The 16,462-nt window shown below is 63.4% G+C and carries 18 protein-coding genes and 1 pseudogene; 12 read left to right on the top strand and 7 right to left on the bottom strand.

The genetic code is table 11. The features are described from left to right. Positions 1-461: 461 nt before the first annotated feature. The 4 genes from RIF85_RS09875 (at position 462) to RIF85_RS09860 (ending at position 4,007) form a co-directional block, all read left to right on the top strand. Positions 462-977: a hypothetical protein gene (locus tag RIF85_RS09875; RefSeq protein ID WP_309071740.1), complete on the top strand. Its 516-nt coding sequence runs from the start codon at positions 462-464 to the stop codon at positions 975-977. Positions 978-1,328: 351 nt separating this feature from the next. Further along, positions 1,329-1,886, top strand: coding sequence for a hypothetical protein (locus tag RIF85_RS09870; RefSeq protein WP_309071739.1), 558 nt, complete (start codon positions 1,329-1,331; stop codon positions 1,884-1,886). A 115-nt stretch (positions 1,887-2,001) separates the two neighbouring features. Further along, entirely contained in the window at positions 2,002-2,283 is a 282-nt protein-coding gene (locus tag RIF85_RS09865) for a hypothetical protein (protein WP_309071738.1), read from the top strand. A gap of 863 nt (positions 2,284-3,146) precedes the next feature. Beyond that, positions 3,147-4,007 carry a class I SAM-dependent methyltransferase gene (locus RIF85_RS09860; protein WP_309071737.1) on the top strand — a complete coding sequence of 287 codons (861 nt, stop codon included), beginning with the start codon at positions 3,147-3,149 and terminating at the stop codon, positions 4,005-4,007. 26 nt (positions 4,008-4,033) lie between these two features. Here RIF85_RS09860 and RIF85_RS09855 read toward each other — a convergent pair whose 3' ends face one another. From RIF85_RS09855 to RIF85_RS09845, 3 genes are read right to left on the bottom strand one after another with little or no spacing between them, the layout of a single operon-like run. After that, positions 4,034-4,801: an SCO1664 family protein gene (locus RIF85_RS09855; protein WP_309071736.1), complete on the bottom strand. Its 768-nt coding sequence runs from the start codon at positions 4,799-4,801 to the stop codon at positions 4,034-4,036. Next, on the bottom strand, positions 4,801-5,349 hold the full coding sequence (locus tag RIF85_RS09850) for a DUF3090 domain-containing protein (RefSeq protein WP_309071735.1): 549 nt from the start codon (positions 5,347-5,349) through the stop codon (positions 4,801-4,803). Before RIF85_RS09850 ends, RIF85_RS09855 begins: the two co-directional genes overlap by 1 nt. A 15-nt stretch (positions 5,350-5,364) precedes the next feature. Continuing rightward, on the bottom strand, positions 5,365-6,066 hold the full coding sequence (locus tag RIF85_RS09845) for a histidine phosphatase family protein (protein WP_309071734.1): 702 nt from the start codon (positions 6,064-6,066) through the stop codon (positions 5,365-5,367). 124 nt (positions 6,067-6,190) lie between these two features. Here RIF85_RS09845 and RIF85_RS09840 point away from each other — a divergent pair, with 124 nt between their 5' ends. Further along, positions 6,191-6,628 (top strand): VOC family protein, encoded by a 438-nt coding sequence (locus RIF85_RS09840; protein ID WP_309071733.1) that lies wholly within the window; start codon positions 6,191-6,193, stop codon positions 6,626-6,628. A gap of 54 nt (positions 6,629-6,682) precedes the next feature. Here the strand turns inward: RIF85_RS09840 and RIF85_RS09835 are convergent, their stop codons facing one another. After that, positions 6,683-7,552: an HNH endonuclease gene (locus RIF85_RS09835; RefSeq protein WP_309071732.1), complete on the bottom strand. Its 870-nt coding sequence runs from the start codon at positions 7,550-7,552 to the stop codon at positions 6,683-6,685. Between the two features lie 29 nt (positions 7,553-7,581). Continuing rightward, a complete protein-coding gene (locus tag RIF85_RS09830) occupies positions 7,582-8,385 on the bottom strand; it encodes a DNA-formamidopyrimidine glycosylase family protein (protein ID WP_309071731.1) in 804 nt (267 codons plus the stop codon). Positions 8,386-8,601: 216 nt separating this feature from the next. Here RIF85_RS09830 and RIF85_RS09825 point away from each other — a divergent pair, with 216 nt between their 5' ends. Continuing rightward, positions 8,602-9,447 (top strand): hypothetical protein, encoded by an 846-nt coding sequence (locus tag RIF85_RS09825; RefSeq protein WP_309071730.1) that lies wholly within the window; start codon positions 8,602-8,604, stop codon positions 9,445-9,447. A gap of 100 nt (positions 9,448-9,547) precedes the next feature. Here the strand turns inward: RIF85_RS09825 and RIF85_RS09820 are convergent, their stop codons facing one another. Continuing rightward, positions 9,548-9,748 carry a hypothetical protein gene (locus tag RIF85_RS09820; RefSeq protein ID WP_309071729.1) on the bottom strand — a complete coding sequence of 67 codons (201 nt, stop codon included), beginning with the start codon at positions 9,746-9,748 and terminating at the stop codon, positions 9,548-9,550. Between the two features lie 174 nt (positions 9,749-9,922). On the opposite strand from RIF85_RS09820, the gene RIF85_RS09815 reads away from it, so the two are divergent. Beyond that, a complete protein-coding gene (locus tag RIF85_RS09815) occupies positions 9,923-11,377 on the top strand; it encodes a protein adenylyltransferase SelO family protein (RefSeq protein WP_309071728.1) in 1,455 nt (484 codons plus the stop codon). A 12-nt stretch (positions 11,378-11,389) separates the two neighbouring features. Here RIF85_RS09815 and RIF85_RS09810 read toward each other — a convergent pair whose 3' ends face one another. Then, complete coding sequence (locus RIF85_RS09810; RefSeq protein ID WP_309071727.1) at positions 11,390-12,304, bottom strand: neutral zinc metallopeptidase; 915 nt, start codon at positions 12,302-12,304, stop codon at positions 11,390-11,392. 163 nt (positions 12,305-12,467) lie between these two features. Between RIF85_RS09810 and RIF85_RS09805 the strand changes: the two genes are divergently transcribed. The 5 genes and pseudogenes from RIF85_RS09805 to RIF85_RS09785 all read left to right on the top strand — a co-directional run. Then, positions 12,468-13,799 carry an FAD-dependent oxidoreductase gene (locus RIF85_RS09805; RefSeq protein WP_309071726.1) on the top strand — a complete coding sequence of 444 codons (1,332 nt, stop codon included), beginning with the start codon at positions 12,468-12,470 and terminating at the stop codon, positions 13,797-13,799. A 58-nt stretch (positions 13,800-13,857) separates the two neighbouring features. Then, the gene (locus RIF85_RS09800) at positions 13,858-14,637 is read left to right on the top strand and encodes a thioesterase family protein (protein ID WP_309071741.1); all 780 of its coding nucleotides are present in this window, start codon (positions 13,858-13,860) and stop codon (positions 14,635-14,637) included. Between the two features lie 146 nt (positions 14,638-14,783). Beyond that, entirely contained in the window at positions 14,784-15,068 is a 285-nt protein-coding gene (locus tag RIF85_RS09795; protein ID WP_309071725.1) for a DUF427 domain-containing protein, read from the top strand. Between the two features lie 54 nt (positions 15,069-15,122). Beyond that, positions 15,123-16,151 carry an aldo/keto reductase gene (locus RIF85_RS09790; RefSeq protein ID WP_309071724.1) on the top strand — a complete coding sequence of 343 codons (1,029 nt, stop codon included), beginning with the start codon at positions 15,123-15,125 and terminating at the stop codon, positions 16,149-16,151. Positions 16,152-16,155: 4 nt separating this feature from the next. Next, positions 16,156-16,462 (top strand): annotated as a pseudogene (locus RIF85_RS09785) (hypothetical protein); the annotation flags it as partial.

Here is a 16,462-nt window from a genome sequence, read left to right as displayed (position 1 = left end):
CTAGTTCGGCTTCGAACAGCTCAGTCCGCACCCAGTTCAGGAAGCCAGCACAATCGCTCATGCCATCAGTATGAACCCAACCGTGATCTCAGTAGTCCTGCCCGCCTTAGCTTCGGCGGAACGCTCTAGCCGACCCTGACCGTGGTGGATTCCCCGTAGATGAAGCCTCGGACCGGGGTCGTCAGGGTGGAGCGTACGACGTAGCCGAACTTGGCAAGGTCAAGCGAGGCCGCTTCGAACTCTTCGCCGCTGTCGAGGCCGACAAACAGCTTGACTCGTTGATTGATCTGGAAGGGTCCTTGTGGGCCCCATAGGTAGCTTCTACACTGTCTGTTGTTGCTCAGCCGTTGGTCCCGGACGGCCCGTCAAGGACGTTTCTAGCCTCCTGCGCGGTCTCAGCTCGGGGTGTCAGTCACGCTCCACTTTGGAATGCTTTCTGATTTAGGCCTAGGAGCCAAAAAATGCACACTCTGCCCAGTTTCAGGCGATCTGGTGTCGCCCTCGCCTCGGTTGCCGCCCTCCTTATGGGCGGTCTTGCACCCGGTGCAGCAAATGCTCATACAGGCGGCACGGAGACGCGCGCCGCCCATGACCTCGTCAAGACCCTCAAGAAGTCTACAAAGGACCTGAGGAAGGTTGAGGACGCGATGAAGGCCGGGTACCTACCGGAAGGCCCTTGCGTGGAGGTCCCAGGCCTCGGCGCCATGGGCGTCCACTACGTGAATGGCGCCCTGGTCGACGGCGTCATCGATCCAAAAGCTCCGGAGGTCCTGGTGTTTATGCCGGACGACAGGGGCAGGCTCGATCTTGTCGCAGTCGAATTCCTGACCGTTGGTCTAACTCAGGCACCATCGGTGGCCGGAATTCCGTTCGAAGAGGGGCCTTTCCCGGGCAACCATTCGCTACATGCATGGATTTACGAGAAGAACCCGAGCGGGACCTTCGCGGCCTTCAACCCGAACCTCAGCTGCCCGTGACTGAGCCACGAGCCTGAATTGGAGGGTGACCCGCTGCTGTGCGATTTCATCGTCCAGCAGTGAGAATGTACCCAGGAGATGCCGGGACGCCGGCTAGCACTTCCTGAAAGGTGGGGCCCGGTTTCCCCGGCCGCGGTCCCACCGTCTTTCTCGAAGGAAACAGCAAGCCACACATCAGACGCTGGTTGCGGGAGCAGCCGTCTGACGACTCGGCGAGAGCGCCTACCGGGGGCCGCTTTCGCCCCTAGGACCGGCCCCGCCCGGCTCTTCGCGTAACAATGCTGCCAGCTGCCTGAGCCGACTCGCCGCGTAGTAGTCTTCGAGCAATTCCTACGACCATGCGGGGGCTCAATGGCTAGAATTTTCACCGCAGCGGTTGCAGTATTTGCCGCCAGCTCCGTACTCACCGGCTGCGCATCAAGCCAGGAGGCCACGGAAGCGCCCTCTGCTGCCAGCCCTGAGGTGAGTGCGGCGCCCACGGAGCCGATCACCATCGAACCGGTCGACGACGCTGAATGGCAGTCGATCTATGACATGGATGATTTCAACGAGATCCAGGGTTCCGCTGGGCTGGTGTACTCGCCGCAGGAAGCGATCGTACTCCTAAACGGTCATCACGAGTGCGGGCAGACCGTTGATGGCATCTCGATTGTTCGGGACGTGATTACGCTCGAAGTCTCCCCGAACGCCCCTCAAGCCCAAAGCCGCGGCGACAATGCGTCGTTGGCTGCTTTCCCTGCTCAGGTGCCCGACGAGCCGTCCTGCGGCAGCGAGCCGATCGAGCCCTCGTTCTACAAGCTGACCGTGAAAGACCCGCTATTCATTCCCGGTCAGAGCTACCCGGTCACCCTGCGTGCCGACGGCGAGAACAATATGAGCCAGCTGATCTGGCAGGACCCGAAAGAGTAGCGGCCAGGCTTTCAGGGCGTCCTAGCTGCGTGCCTATACCTTGCCGACCGGTTCGATCAGGTGCTGGTTGGTCTCCTTACCTCCGAGGGGTGGGCGCCGGTGAGACACTTCCAACATGGACGTATTTATGGTTTGGCATGTCCGTCATGCAAAGTTCTTGGATGGTTCCCCGACGGAACACTTCGGTGAGGACGGCGAGCTGACCTGGGATGAACAGGACGGCGACAGCCTGAAACTCTTGGGTGTCTACGCCACAAGAGCCGAGGCCGAAGGCCGCATCGAAAGAGCGCGCCAGCAACCAGGCTGCAAGGACGAACCTGATTGCTTCATGATCGACACTTTGACGCTAGGTGAGGACAAGTGGACGGATGGATTCGTGACTATCCCGTATGAATAGTCCCTTGCCCATATCGGCGTAGCCCCCCGACTTTGAGAGAAGTCAGTCAACTAGCGGCTGGCAGGGCTGCGCCGCAGCTGGAAAATCATGAACAACCTGATTGGGACCGGTTGGAATGGCTACACCATAGCCGGGTTCTGATTCCCTCGAAGAACCACAAAAGCGGGGGCTTCCAGCCCAGATGAAGTCGTGCCGACAGAGGCTACGCTCGCCCTGACCGGTGCGGTCAGGGTGCCTACCGACAGGTAAGTTCAAGCTTCCCTCAAGTAAGTCTCACGTCTCGACTAAACCCGTTGACGGCTCGAGTGTCAGAGCCGGATGCTGTTATCAAGTGCATCTCAGCAGAATTAACTTTGGGGCGGCGGATATGGGAACGATCAAGTGCAAGACCTGTCCTGGAACGTGGACAGTTTCAACACCGAAGACCGAGAAAGTCATCGCAGAAAACCACAGCTACCTGAACCCCGGTCACCGGGTGGTCACCTCATGGGACAAATCGGACCAGGACATGAGGAAATCCTAAAGACTCGCGGGCCGGGGGGCGAGGACTGACAATCATACGGAGGAACTTGTCCGCCGTTCGAGGATTCTACGGGTGGGGCCCAGGCGTCATGTGCGCAGCAGCTTCGGTAACAATCACCGAAGCTATGGATCGAGGCCCGTTCCCCACTCACAATGAAACGCAGCGGGACCTGGTCTGGACGGAGATCACTCCCGCGAGGCGGGGACCGTTCTCCCCCTTCGAGTCCCCGCCGCCTCCCTCCTTCAGTCCAAGAAGTGATCAAGCCACAAGGGACTCCTCCGCTGGGCTGTTGACGTTGAGCGGCCTTCCGACGCATGAACGGACGTTGTAGTGTGACGGCGTGATCATCCCCGATATTCACCAGAACGCCGTCGCGGTTGCGGACCACTATGACGAGCTCGACCCGATCTATCGTCGGGTGTGGGGTGAGCATGTCCATCACGGACTATGGGCGACGGGTCGAGAAACGCCCGTCGAGGCTGTCGAAGCGTTGGTCGACACGGTGGGCGATCGGTTGCGGCTCTCGCCCGGAGATGAGTGCGTCGATATCGGATGCGGCTACGGCTCCACCGCGAGGCAGCTCGCCGTGAGGCGGGGAGTGCGCGTTACCGGTTTCACCCTTTCCGCCGAGCAGGCCGCCTACGCCGCTGCGCATCCAGCACCCCACGTGGACATCCAGCTCTGTGACTGGCTTGGCAACGGGCTGCCCGACGCGTCGGCTAATGCCGCGTGGGCAATCGAGTCGAGCGAGCACATGGTCGACAAGCCCGGATTCTTCGCCGAGGCGCATCGCGTGCTAATGCCGGGCAGCCGCTTCGTCGTCTGTGCGTGGCTCGCCGAGACTGATGCCAGCAATTGGAAGGTGCGCCACCTGCTGGGGCCGATCTGCCGTGAAGGCCGGCTGCCGTCGATGGGCACGCGCGAGGAGTACGAGGCGATGGCGAAAGCCGCAGGGTTTGAGATTGTCAGCTATGAGGACGTCAGCCGCCGCGTCGAGCGGACGTGGACGATCTGCGCCCGTCGAATTGCGAAGGTCTTCCTTGTCGATCGGCAGATCCGCCGCCTCGCCCTTGGCACACGCAGCAGCATCTTCGTTCTGAGCGTCCCGCGCCTGATCCTGGCCTACCGCACCGGTGCGATGCGGTATGGGATATTCACGCTGTCAAAGCCTGGCGATAACGCAGGACCACATGAGTCTTGATCACTCACCTGAACGAGACGGATCCCTTAGAACAATGGCCAGGGCACGGCCGACATGTTCCCTCTCGGGGCGGGAAACCGCCCTGCTGAGCGTAAGCGGGCGCAGCGCGCGTCGAGCGCAGCGATTTCGTCCGCGGTGAGCAGGTCCGTTAGCTCCCGGCCCAGCTCACCGTTCAAGGCTCCGCTGATGCGATCCACGCCGTCGAGCTCGTCGCTGGTCAGTTCCTCGCCCAGCCATCCCCACAGCACGGTGCGCAACTTGTGGTCAGTGTGGAAGGTCAGCCCATGGTCCACGCCGTACCGGTGCCCATCCGCGCTGGCAAGAATGTGGTCGCCTTTGCGGTCTGCGTTGTTAACGACGACGTCGAAGACCGCCATGCGTCGCAACGGCGACGTGTCCTCGTGGACGAGGGCTACCACCCGTCCACTTTCGTCCTGACCCTCAAGGACCTGCTTCCAGCCGGACTCGGGGACGTCTTCTGCGGCGATGAGGTCGACCGCACTCTGGTCAGGATCCGTCTCCTGCCAGAGCTGCACCATGCCCTCCCCGAAAGGACCATCGCGCAGCCACGTACGAGGAACGACGTTCCAGGTGAAGGCTTCCGACACCAGATAGGCGGCCATCTCCCGGTGCGCCAGGCACCCTTCAGGGAAGTCCCACAGCGGTTTCTCGCCAGCGATCGGCTTGTATACGACCGTCGTTTCGCCGATGCTGCCGAGGAAAGTGGCGTTGGACGCCGTCGTAATGCGGCCGGTGAGCGTCAGCTCGGCTGTCACCAGGTCGAGCGGCGACATCAGGCCTCGGGAATGGTGCAGGTGTGTCCGTCGGCGTCGATGGGCTGACCGCAGAGCACGCAGATCGGACGCCCGGCGCCCACGATCTCCCGGGTGCGCTTCGCGAAGGCGCGGGCGGTGCCGACCGGCATGCTGACCCGCAGCACTTCGGACGCATCGGCGTCCTCGTCGAGGACCGCCTCGTCCTCAGCGTCTACGTCCGCGAGCGGGTAAGCCTCGATGACGATTTGCGCCGTCGTAGGGTCCCATCCCAGACTCATGACGCCCGTGCGGAACTGCTCCTCGACCGTCTCCAGTTGGTCGTTGTCGACGAGTTCGATGGGTGTGCCCGTGGGAACACTGAACGGGTTGCCCTCGATGGTGATGAGTTGGTCGAGAATTTCGTCAATCTTCTCGGCCAGTTGCGCGGACTGCTGCTTTTCCAGCGCGATACTCACGAGCTGCTTACCCGCACGTACCTGCAGATAGAAAGTGCGCTGCCCCGGAACGCCGACGGTGCCGATGACGACGCGGTCAGGCCAGGCGAACTCGTGAACAGTTGTAGGCATGGGATCATTTTAGGCTCATCCGGGCGGCGGCGCCGTGTGTCCTGCGCCACCCCCCACCGGCGCGTCGTCGGAAGTGCCGGTATTCGCGAGCCATGAGAGGTCTCCGGCGTCAGTGTTGGTCGCATGGACGGTCGGGCGGCTGGAGCTGTAGCGCACGATTGACACAGAGGCCGGACCAACAGCGATGCGCTGGAACAGGTCGAGGTGCATGCCGAGCGCGTCGGCGAGGACTGATTTGATGATGTCCCCGTGACTCACCGCGACCCAGACCGCGCCCGGTCCGTGCTCAGCCTCGAATGCTGCATCGTGACGGCGAATCGCCGCCACGGACCGAGCCTGCATGGCGGCCATGGACTCGCCGCCGGGGAAGGTGACGGCGGACGGTTGCGACTGTACAACGGACCACAAGTTTTCGGTTGCGAGATCGGTGAGCGTACGGCCTTGCCACTGGCCGTAATCGCACTCGGTGATATCGGGATCAAGCGGCGCGTGGGGAGAGCCAGTCTGGCGATCGATGATGAACCGAGCGGTCTGCCGGCACCGTTCGAGGGGGCTCGACACCACTCCGACGGCCGGCACAGCAGCGAGTCGGTCAGCTGTCAAGGCCGCTTGGTCGCGGCCGACCTGATCCAGACTGACGCCGTCGGCCCGGCCGGCCAGCAGCCCGGAAGCATTAGCTGTGGTGCGGCCGTGCCGCACGAGAAGAACTGTCGCCATTGACCCAGCGTAACCATTGAACCAAAAGGTCCCTTGCCTTCTTCAATCATGCCGAAGGGCGGCCGGTTGCTTATCGGGCGCCCGGCCCTGAGGAGGGTTGCCTCGACTTGCTACCGTGAACGTTATGCCCATCAGACTCGAGAATGTCGGCATCGCGGTCCGCGACCTCGAAGCGACGATCGCATTTTTCACGGATCTTGGACTCACCGTCCTGGGACGTGAAACGATCAGCGGAGAGTGGGCCGACACTGCAGTCGGGCTCGACGGCAACCATGCCAAAATCGCCATGCTCCAGACTCCCGATGGCAACGGTCGGCTGGAACTCTTCGAATACATCCACCCTGACGCGATCCAGACGGAACCCACGCAACCCAATGAGATCGGCATGCACCGCGTGGCGTTTTCGGTCGACGACATCGAGGAGGCCCTGGAGGTTGCCGCAAGTCACGGCTGCCACCCCCTGCGCGGTGTCGCGACATACGAAGACTCCTACAAACTCAGCTATGTCCGCGGCCCCAGCGGTATCATCGTCATGCTCGCCGAGGAGCTGAACAAGCGCTGACTGCCGGTGTCAGGAACGCTTGCACAGCGCTCGATACACCAAGTGTCTCGCGGATTAGTTCTGCAGAAGCGTCTTCGCCGCGGCCTCGGCTGCCATCTGCTCCTCACTCATGATCGCGCCACGAAGGTGCCCGCCTGCCGAGATCATCGCCCGGAGCTCCGCCACCGTGTAGGCGTCCGGCTTGCGGCGGTGGGCCATGTGATGACAGTTCGGGCAGAGTGGAATCAGGTCGGCAGTCGGGTCAAGCTCATAGCCTCTTCCGAGCTGGGAGACGGGCACCGTGTGGTGAACGTGCACGCACGAGGACCCCGGGGCTCCGTACGTCTGCTCGAAGTCAAAACCGCATGCCGCGCATCGTGACCCGTGATGGGCAAGCGCCACACGCCTGGCGTCCGCGTTGCGTTCGTATCGATTCACAGCGACCCGCGTCAAAGCGTCCTCCGGACAGGTACCGGGCGGCGGTTCCAGGGTGTCGCCGTCGTGGTCGCCGATGACATGTTCGGTCCACGCCGCTCTCACTTCCGCCTCTGAACCGGTCGGAAGGCGCTGGACGGAGGCGTTCAGCGACTCCCATTCCACTGCGGGCACTCGAGCAGCGAGCTCTGCAGTACGCAGCTGGTCGCCCTCGGGAAGCAGGAGATCGAACTCCACCTGAATGTAGCTTCCGGTTCCGGTATCGAAGGTGTGGGAATGAGCCCGGAAGGGCTTGCTGACCGTCACCCCGTGGCCGATGAGACCGCGCTGGTTCGGCCCGCCCCCTTGGACGAACAGCCATGCTTCAGTGCCTATCGGCTGAACTTCAGTACAGTCGTTGGGCCACCTCCCCAGGTGTCTCCCAACCTCATGGGTCTCACTCACCGCACGCGCGTACGTCCCGTCCCAGCTCCATCGTTCGGGGTTCCAGCCCAGGATCACCGCAGCCATACCCATCAGTGTCCCATCAGAGTGTCGCATCAGGAGGAACGGAGTGGCTGACAGTGCGGGCACCACCAGGTCCGGCGTCGCTCCGGATCTCCCGGGACTTCGGGCCTGACCAGGATCGCCGTGCCGCATCGCAAGCACGGCTTTCCGGCCCGGCCCGCCACCCAGTGCTGTTGTCCTTTGCGGGTGTTGCCCGTGGTGACCTGGAGGGCTCCGGGCTGAGTGGCGGAGAAGCGCAGGCATCGTGCCCCCAGCGTGACCAGCGCGGGAACATCCACCTGGCTCATGGCGGTGTCAGGGTGAATCCCGCGCAGAAAACAGAGCTCATTGGCCCACAGATTGCCGAATCCAGCGATGTTGCGCTGATCGAGGAGGGCAGCAGCCACCCGCCGGTCGAGGTCCTGATCTAGTCGCCTGACTGCTTCCTGTGCCGACCAGTCGCTTCTGAGCGGATCGGGACCAAGGTGCCCAACGACGTCGTTCTCTGCGTTTGTTGGAAGGAGGTCGACGACGGGTAGCTTCAGCCCGTACGCGGTGGGACCGCCGTCGACTTCCAGGATTACCCGGGCGTCCGAAAGCACTGCGTGCGGGAGCTTCCTGCCCGGCGACGTGACGGTCCACGACCCCTCCATCCGGAGGTGCGTGTGGAGGGTGAGTCCGCTGTCGAATCGTGTCAGCAGATGCTTTCCGTGCGTCTCATGCTCGATCACCCGCATGCCGTCCAAAGCATCCGTAGCGTGAGCAGGGACGCGGAGGTCTCCCCGCTTCAGCTTGCGGCCGTCCAAGGACTTCCTGAGGCGAATCGCCAGCCGGAAGACAGTGTCACCCTCCGGCATGCTGCCTCCCTGATCGCTTGCAATCTCGCTGGACCTGTCGCCGCATCCTTGCACGCGCTGTTTGTCGCAGCAGAGCCGACCGTCTCCTCGATAGTAGATTGAACCAAAGGCCCGCGTCCGGAGACCTTCACTCCCATATTGGCGCGGACCGGGTACACAATGGAGTTCCGAAGGACCGTCATCGGACCCGTACGCTCGCCCAGACAGGATCGACGCATGAATTCCGAAGTTCCAATGTCAACGACCATCGCTACCTCGCCGGTCTTCGGCGTAGCCTCCACTGCCGTGATCGGGGCACTCCAGCTCGTCGACATTTCCAGGCTTGACGAGTCGCAGCGGCGCGCCTTCCACGTCGTATCAGCTGTGTTCGCCGGTGCCTACGTCGCCCTGACCATCGGCGGTACCCGGAAGCGAAGAGTACTTCTGAGAAGTGCTGCCGGTCTGGCGACGTCGGGCCTCGCTCTGCGGTTCGCCGACGCAAGCGACGCATTCGATAGCCGCCTTGAGCAGAAGCTGCGCGAAGCAGGCGCTCGGAACCCCCGCCGCTGGATGGCGGTCGGGGCGGCGGTGCTCACGTTCGCCGGATATCTGAGTGATCGCGCAGCCGCCAAGCAACCCTTCTTCGAAGCCCTTCCCCTTGATCAACTGGAGCACGTGCGCCCGGTCGATCCTGCGGTGTCTCGCCTGGTCGAAGGCATGCTGGGCGCCGGGAACTTGGCGGGAGCGCCGGAGCTGCTGGCACAACTTCGCGCTGCCAAGGAAGTCTCGTGGGGGGAGGCACTCTATCCCACAACGCATTTCAGGGTGCCCGAAGACCTGCCACGCGCAGTGCCTCACGATCAGGTGTTCCCTGTCCGCGCACAGTTCTCCGGGTCCAAAGGGGAGACACTCCATGTTCTCCTGCACGTCTTCGAGGGCAAGATCGATCAGCTGACCATCGAGGCTGTGGACGCGGACGGAAACGGGCCCTTCGACGGAACCTTCACCGGCTGGCCGGACCCGGCAAAAGTAACGTACGTGGTGGACCGCGCTGATGGAACGTCAGCCCCCATTACCGCCTGAGCCCTCAGCCAGATTGCGGGCACGACGGGTTATCTCCCGAATGTGATCTAACAGCAGTCCGGCACCGCGCTTATCGAAAGCAGAAGTCCGATGCCGGCGTCTATCCGGGAAATGGCATGAACGGAACGTCGGGCTTTCCGTCCTTGTCCTTGTCACCGTAGGCCCTCATGGCCAGTTCATTGGCCTTTTTCTCGCTTCCATGGATATGGACGTACCCTTCGCGGAAGTCCTTTTGCTGGGCTGACGCAGCGGCGGCCTGCTTACGCTCGAAAGCGTTGCCTTTCCGACGGAAGATGGACATGTCCCGCTCCTTTCCGGTCCCGTAGGATCGGCGCAGGGCAGACGGCCCATCGCCGACATACATCCAAAATACGCCCGCTGGAACTGGAAAGCGATAACGAAAAGATTGGAGCGCGCGCGAGAGTGAAACCGGCGTAGAGGGAACATTTTTAGTCAGCACGCTGTTGATTCAGGGGTGAGCATCTCAACGGCGTCAACGATCACCCTCGACAACCATTTCGCCCGCCATCTGCCCGAAATGGGCATGCCCTGGCAGGCTGCCGAGCTTTCGGAACCACAGCTGCTTGTACTGAACGAGCAACTTTCTTCCGACCTGGGCCTGAATGCCGCCGTCCTTCGAAGCGCGGAGGGAATCGAGCTGCTGACCGGCAACCGGGTGCCGGCGGGCGCAACTCCTGTGGCGCAAGCCTATGCAGGTCATCAGTTTGGGGGATACAGTCCCCGCCTCGGGGACGGGCGAGCGTTGCTGCTTGGCGAGATCACCGGCCCGGACGGCAGCCTGCGGGACATCCACCTCAAAGGTTCGGGCCGCACCCCCTTTGCACGAGGCGGCGACGGGCTGGCCGCCGTCGGCCCAATGCTGCGCGAATACATCGTCAGCGAAGGCATGTCTGCGATGGGGATTCCGACCACCCGCTCACTCGCGGTCACAGCCACCGGCCGCCCGGTGCAGCGCGAAGAGCTCTTGCCCGGAGCTGTCCTGACCCGCGTTGCGGCGAGCCACCTCCGTGTCGGGACGTTCCAGTACGCGCGTGCAACCGGCGATCTCGAGTTGCTGCGACGTGTGGCGGACTACGCCATCGCACGCCATTTCCCGCACCTGGCGAAGGCTCCCCGCCCATATCCAGCCCTTCTCGAATCGGTCATCGAGGTGCAGGCGTCGCTGGTCGCGCAATGGATGCTGATTGGCTTTGTTCACGGAGTCATGAATACGGATAACATGACGATTTCGGGAGAGACAATTGACTACGGCCCATGTGCGTTCATGGACTCGTTCAACCCCTCCTCTGTCTACAGCTCCATCGACACCATGGGCCGCTACGCCTACGCGAACCAGCCGCTCGCGGCGCAATGGAACCTGACCCGCTTCGCTGAGACCCTCCTGCCGCTGCTTCACGAGAACCAGGACGACGCCGTCGCACTCGCCGAAGAGGCCCTGAACCGTTTCCCCGCCCGCTACAGCGAAGCCTGGTCGGCGGGTATGGGCCGCAAGCTGGGCCTGGCTGACGGCGTCGATGCTTCTGAGCTGGCGGGCAAGCTCCTGACGCTGCTGGAGGAAGACCGTGTCGACTACACGTCCTTCCTGCGCAGCCTCAGTTCAGCCGCGAGGGGCAACGCAGAGCCGGCCCGGGCGTTCTTCATGGACACGGCGAGGTTCGACAGCTGGCTGGGGGAGTGGCATGCGCTCAACCCGTCCGCGGAACAGATGGACAAGGTCAACCCGATCTACGTGCCGAGAAACCACCTCGTGGAAGAGGCGCTCGCTGCCGCTTCCGACGGCGACCTCGCTCCGCTTGAGACGCTCCTTGCGGCGGTCACGGCTCCCTTTGAGGAACGGTCCGGGTTCGAGCGCTACGCCCTGGGTGCACCGGATGACTTCGGTTCCTACCGGACGTTCTGCGGAACCTGACCCTGTCGCTGCCTAGGGGTTGTCGAGGTCGTTAGCGGCGAAGGTGTCGCAGGCTTCAATGTCTCCAGTTTCCAGCCCCTGCAGGAACCACGCCTGCCGCTGTTCGCTCGAGCCATGGGTCCAGGCCTCCGGGTTGACCTGACCGGTGGTCGACTCCTGGATCCGGTCATCTCCCACAGCGGACGCCGCCGACAGGGCGTCCTGCAGGTCGGTCCTGGTGAATTCCCGAAGGAAGGGAACGCCAGACTCGGGATCGGGAACGCTGGTTGCGTGTGCTGCCCACATGCCCGCGTAACAGTCAGCCTGCAGTTCCACCCGCACGGCGCCCGATTCCGCGCCGCGGGGATCTTGCTGGGAAGCGCTGAGCGCACCCGTCAGGTTCTGGATGTGGTGTCCGAACTCGTGCGCGATGACGTATTCCTGTGCCAGGGGTCCGGCTGACGCGCCGAAGCGGGTCACGAGGTCGTCGAAGAATGCAGTGTCGTAATAGGTTTGCTCGTCCGCCGGGCAGTAGAACGGTCCAACGGCGCTGCTCGCCGTGCCACATCCCGTGTCAGTCTGGCCGCTGAAAAGGACAACGCCCGGCGGCGTGTACCGAATCCCGTAAGGCTCCAGGTAGGGGGCCCAGAAGCTGTCGAGGCTCTCTGCCGTCCCCAGTATGCGGCAGTCCAGTTGCCTATTGGCATCCTCGCCGGTCTGGCAGGCGTTGATTGCAGGGTCAGAGTCCTCCGTGAAGCCGGAATCCGTTCCGCTGCTGCCGTCAAGGCCCAGCTGATCGACCACGCCGGGGCCGAAGAACAGAGACAGCAAAAGAATGAGGCCACCGCCCAGCCCACCGCCGACGGCGACGCCCCGGCCGCGCCCTCCGCGGCCTCGGCGATCACTTACCCGGGACGGATCAAACTGCGCATTGTCATTGAAGCTCATGCGAGAACTCTAAACTAGGAAGCCTGCTTCGTATTTGCGGGGGACGGGTGGAGTGCCCTCTTGGCCGCGCTGCATTGACATCTATCGATATAGTGGTGATCATCTATATCGACGCAGATCAATGTGGATCGGTCCGCCGCTGAGGCGCGAGGAAGGGACACGGATGACTGAACAGCAGGAACTGCCCATCGCCATCATTGGCGCGGGCCCGGTAGGACTGGCGGCAGCTGCTCACGTGCTCGAGCGGGGACTAACCCCGGTCGTCTTCGAGAAGGGCCCCACGGTGGGGACCTCAATCCGTCAGTGGGGCCATATCAGGCTGTTCTCGCCCTGGCAGTACAACATCGACGACGCCGCACGCCGCGCGCTTGAACCGACGGGCTGGACCGTTCCGCGTCCTACTGCGCTTCCCTTCGGAAGCGAGTTGGTGGAGTCCTATCTTGAACCGCTCGCAGCCCTGCCCGAGGTGGCTGGCGCTCTTCGCTTCGGATGTGAGGTTCTGGCGGTGACCCGGCATGGGCTGGACAAGACGAGGACCAAGGGCCGGGAAGTTACGCCGTTCCTCGTCCGGGTCAGTGGCCCCCACGGGCTCGAGGACCACCTCGTACGTGCTGTCATCGATGCGTCCGGCACCTGGACCCAACCGAATCCGCTGGGCCAGGCGGGTCTGCCCGCTCCCGGGGAGCGCGCAGCGCGGCAATACATCACAGCACCGCTCCCGGACATCACAGGAGCAGAGCGCGGGAGGGTCTCGGGAAAGCGGGTAATGGTTGTCGGGGCAGGGCACTCAGCGGCCAACACCCTCTTGAGTCTGGGCCAGGTTGCCAAAGCAGATCCGGGAACGCGCGTCCTGTGGGCGGTGCGCGGGGAAGGATCGGCGCAGCGCCTCTACGGCGGCGGTGACCTCGATGGGCTTCCCGCCCGCGGTGCGTTGGGAAGCCGCCTGCGCTCGCTGGTGGAAGACCGCGTGGTCGAACTGCTGACCCAGTTCACCATCACTTCACTCAAAACCGACGACGACGCCCTCACCGTCCGATCCGAAACTCCGGACGGCGAGCGCGAAGTGGAGGTCGACGTGCTCGTCCCTGCCACCGGCTTCCGTCCGAACCTGGACATGCTGCGTGAACTCCGCCTTGAAATGGATCCCGCGGTGGAGGCACCACGTGCATTGGGGCCATTGATCGATCCTGAGTTTCACTCCTGCGGCACTGTTCGGGCACATGGAGCCGAGGTCCTGGCGCACCCGGAAAAGGACTTTTATCTGGTCGGCATGAAGAGCTACGGCCGGGCACCAACTTTCCTCCTGGCCACGGGCTACGAACAGGTGCGGTCGGTGGTCGCCGCCATTGCAGGTGATCACCAGGCAGCTTCCGCAGTCCGTCTGGAGCTGCCGGAGACCGGCGTGTGCAGCACTGGCCTCGGCGGGACACTGAATGTACCCGTGGGCGAGCAACGCGTCACGGCTTCCGCCACGATTGGGTATTGTCGCTCCTGAGCCACCCCCTGCCGCGGGGACTCCGGTCATCACTCAAGGGAGCGTGTTCATCAGCACTATGGCAGATTCCTACTATCGCGCCGTCGGAGACGGGCAGTTCGAAGCGACCATCCACTCGCAGGGCGCCTGGAACGCACACGAACAGCACATGGCGCCGGCCTCAGGGCTTCTCGCCCACTGCCTCGAACAATTCGAGCCGCGCCCTGAGCTGCAGATGGCGAGGATTTCGTACGAGATTCTCGGGCTCATTCCACTCGACACCGTGCAGGTGGCAACCCGGGTGGTGCGGCCTGGGCGCACCATCGAGCTCCTCGAAGCGGAGATGAACCACGGAGGACGTACTGCAATACGAGCCCGTGCCTGGCGCCTCGCGACCAGCGACACCTCGCCGGTGGCAGCCCTTGAGGATGAGCCAATGCCAGGTCCGGCCGAGGGCGAAGAGCACGATGCGGTGGCCGAGTGGCCGGGTGGGTACATCCAGTCCATCGATGTTCGCCGGCTCAAGGGTCACCGTTCCGGTCACGGCAAGGTGTGGCTGCGCACGCCCCACCCTCTCGTGGAGGGTCAGCCGTCGTCGGACATGGCGCGGCTCATCGGACTCATCGACACAGCGAACGGCATAGCGACCCGGGTTCCTCCTGGACCGGGCAGTTGGGCCTTCCCGAATGTTGACCTTCAGGTACATCTGCACCGTCAACCGGTGGGTGAATGGCTCGGTCTGGACACCCGAGTGACGTTCGGCCGCGAAGGAGTCGGCCTGACCTCGTCGGTCCTTCACGACCTCGAAGGACCGTTCGGGCGCAGCGAACAGATCCTCACCCTGCGCAAGCTGCCCTGATCAGTTCTTGGAACCCGATGACTTAGTCTTTGGAACCTGATGACTCATCGGAGGGAATGCGGTGCTCACCGTCGTCGTTGGTTCTCTGTGTAACCGCGCTCACAGCGCAGCCGGCGCCGAGCCGTTCAAAAACAAGCGAGGACATCATGGCCAAGGCAATGTGGAACAACCAGGTGATTGCGGAGTCCGACTCCACAGAGATGGTCGAAGGCAACCACTACTTCCCGAAGGAAAGCGTGCGGCAGGAGTTCCTGCGGCCAAGCGACATGCACACCACCTGCCCCTGGAAAGGGGAGGCGAGCTACTACAGCCTCGAGGTAGAGGGGGAGAGCAACCCGGACGCCGCCTGGACCTACCCGGAACCGAAGGATGCCGCCGCGAACATCAAGGACCACGTCGCGTTCTGGCGTGGAGTCACCGTCACCGACTGACTGGACCATCCCGACCAATCCAACCCGCAGTGGAACCGAACGACAGGAGTGTTGATGGAGTACAGGAATCTCGGCAGCAGCGGTACATCGGTGTCAGCGTACGCGCTGGGCACCATGACCTTCGGAGCGGAATCGGACGAGGCTGCGTCGCATGCCATTCTTGACGACTACGCGGACGCCGGCGGCAACTTCATTGACACCGCCGATGTCTACACCGCGGGCGCGTCAGAGGAGATCATCGGGCGGTGGCTCGCGAAAAGCTCGTCCGCTGCAGACATGATCCTGGCGACCAAGGGCAGGTTCCCGATGGGGAAGGGCCCCAATGATCTGGGGCTCTCCCGCAGGCACCTGCGCCTTGCGCTCGACGCGTCGCTGAAGCGGCTCAACGTCGACCATATCGACCTCTACCAGATGCACTCCTGGGACCCGCTCACTCCGCTTGAGGAGACGCTTGGGTTCCTGCACGACGCCGTCAGCGCAGGCAAGATCAGCTACTACGGCTTCTCGAACTACACCGGCTGGCAGCTCACCAAGGCCGTCGGAATCGCGAAGGCTCGTGGATGGGACCTGCCGGTCACCCTGCAGCCCCAGTACAGTCTGCTGGTTCGGGGGATTGAGGCGGAGATCGTGCCGGCAGCGGTCGACGCCGGTATAGGCCTCCTGCCCTGGTCGCCCCTGGGCGGGGGCTGGCTCACCGGGAAGTACAAGCGTGACACCGCACCCGAGGGCGCAACCCGGCTCGGAGAGAATCCCGAGCGCGGCATGGAAGCGTGGCAGAAGCGCAACGCGCAGGAGCGCACGTGGGCGATCATCGACGTCGTACTGGAAATCGCGGAAACGCGCGGTGTCAGCGCATCCCAGGTGGCCCTCGCGTGGGTCGCGCAGCAAACGGCCGTCACCTCGGTGATCCTCGGCGCGCGGACTACCGAACAGTTGGCGGACAACCTGGGAGCGGCGACCCTCACGCTCAGTGACGGGGAGATCGGCCGGTTGTCCGAGGTCAGCACACCGGAGCTCGCCGATTATCCGTACGGGACGCCCGGCGTGGAGCAGCGAAGCCGGAATATCGACGGCGGCCGCTAGGGACGTGAAACTCCATGCCGTCCGGTTGGACGGCCGACGGCAAGAACCCGTGGACACCGGTGAGCGCGAGCGCGGCGGAACCTTTGCGGACGCAGCCGCCCGGCACAGCTTTCTCGCCGGGCGGGCCTGGCTGCGTGAAATCGTGGGTTGTGCCGCTGGTATCGAGGCGAACCGGCTCGTTGCACGATTCGATTGTCCGTCGTGCGGCGGCGTAGATCATGGACGGCCGGGCTGGACGGTCGATGGGGAAGTGGTGCCGTTGGCTGTCAGCCTGAGCCGTAGCGGCGGCTGGGCCGTTGCTGCGGTCGAGG

Origin of the sequence: Arthrobacter sp., assembly GCF_031179385.1 — a bacterium.
In the GTDB taxonomy this organism is placed as follows: Bacteria; Actinomycetota; Actinomycetes; order Actinomycetales; family Micrococcaceae; genus Arthrobacter_D.
Note: the sequence above shows the minus strand (reverse complement) of the source record. Positions and strands in the feature narration are given on the sequence as shown.

Coding starts and splice junctions, on each gene's coding strand:
- RIF85_RS09865 (WP_309071738.1), top strand. CDS start 2,002: ATGGACGTATTTATGGTTTGGCATGTCCGTCATGCAAAGTTCTTGGAT.
- RIF85_RS09875 (WP_309071740.1), top strand. CDS start 462: ATGCACACTCTGCCCAGTTTCAGGCGATCTGGTGTCGCCCTCGCCTCG.
- RIF85_RS09850 (WP_309071735.1), bottom strand. CDS start 5,349: ATGCCTACAACTGTTCACGAGTTCGCCTGGCCTGACCGCGTCGTCATC.
- RIF85_RS09835 (WP_309071732.1), bottom strand. CDS start 7,552: ATGGCTGCGGTGATCCTGGGCTGGAACCCCGAACGATGGAGCTGGGAC.
- RIF85_RS09805 (WP_309071726.1), top strand. CDS start 12,468: ATGACTGAACAGCAGGAACTGCCCATCGCCATCATTGGCGCGGGCCCG.
- RIF85_RS09810 (WP_309071727.1), bottom strand. CDS start 12,304: ATGAGCTTCAATGACAATGCGCAGTTTGATCCGTCCCGGGTAAGTGAT.
- RIF85_RS09870 (WP_309071739.1), top strand. CDS start 1,329: ATGGCTAGAATTTTCACCGCAGCGGTTGCAGTATTTGCCGCCAGCTCC.
- RIF85_RS09855 (WP_309071736.1), bottom strand. CDS start 4,801: ATGTCGCCGCTCGACCTGGTGACAGCCGAGCTGACGCTCACCGGCCGC.
- RIF85_RS09830 (WP_309071731.1), bottom strand. CDS start 8,385: ATGCCGGAGGGTGACACTGTCTTCCGGCTGGCGATTCGCCTCAGGAAG.
- RIF85_RS09825 (WP_309071730.1), top strand. CDS start 8,602: ATGAATTCCGAAGTTCCAATGTCAACGACCATCGCTACCTCGCCGGTC.
- RIF85_RS09800 (WP_309071741.1), top strand. CDS start 13,858: ATGGCAGATTCCTACTATCGCGCCGTCGGAGACGGGCAGTTCGAAGCG.
- RIF85_RS09790 (WP_309071724.1), top strand. CDS start 15,123: ATGGAGTACAGGAATCTCGGCAGCAGCGGTACATCGGTGTCAGCGTAC.
- RIF85_RS09845 (WP_309071734.1), bottom strand. CDS start 6,066: ATGGCGACAGTTCTTCTCGTGCGGCACGGCCGCACCACAGCTAATGCT.
- RIF85_RS09820 (WP_309071729.1), bottom strand. CDS start 9,748: ATGTCCATCTTCCGTCGGAAAGGCAACGCTTTCGAGCGTAAGCAGGCC.
- RIF85_RS09840 (WP_309071733.1), top strand. CDS start 6,191: ATGCCCATCAGACTCGAGAATGTCGGCATCGCGGTCCGCGACCTCGAA.
- RIF85_RS09795 (WP_309071725.1), top strand. CDS start 14,784: ATGGCCAAGGCAATGTGGAACAACCAGGTGATTGCGGAGTCCGACTCC.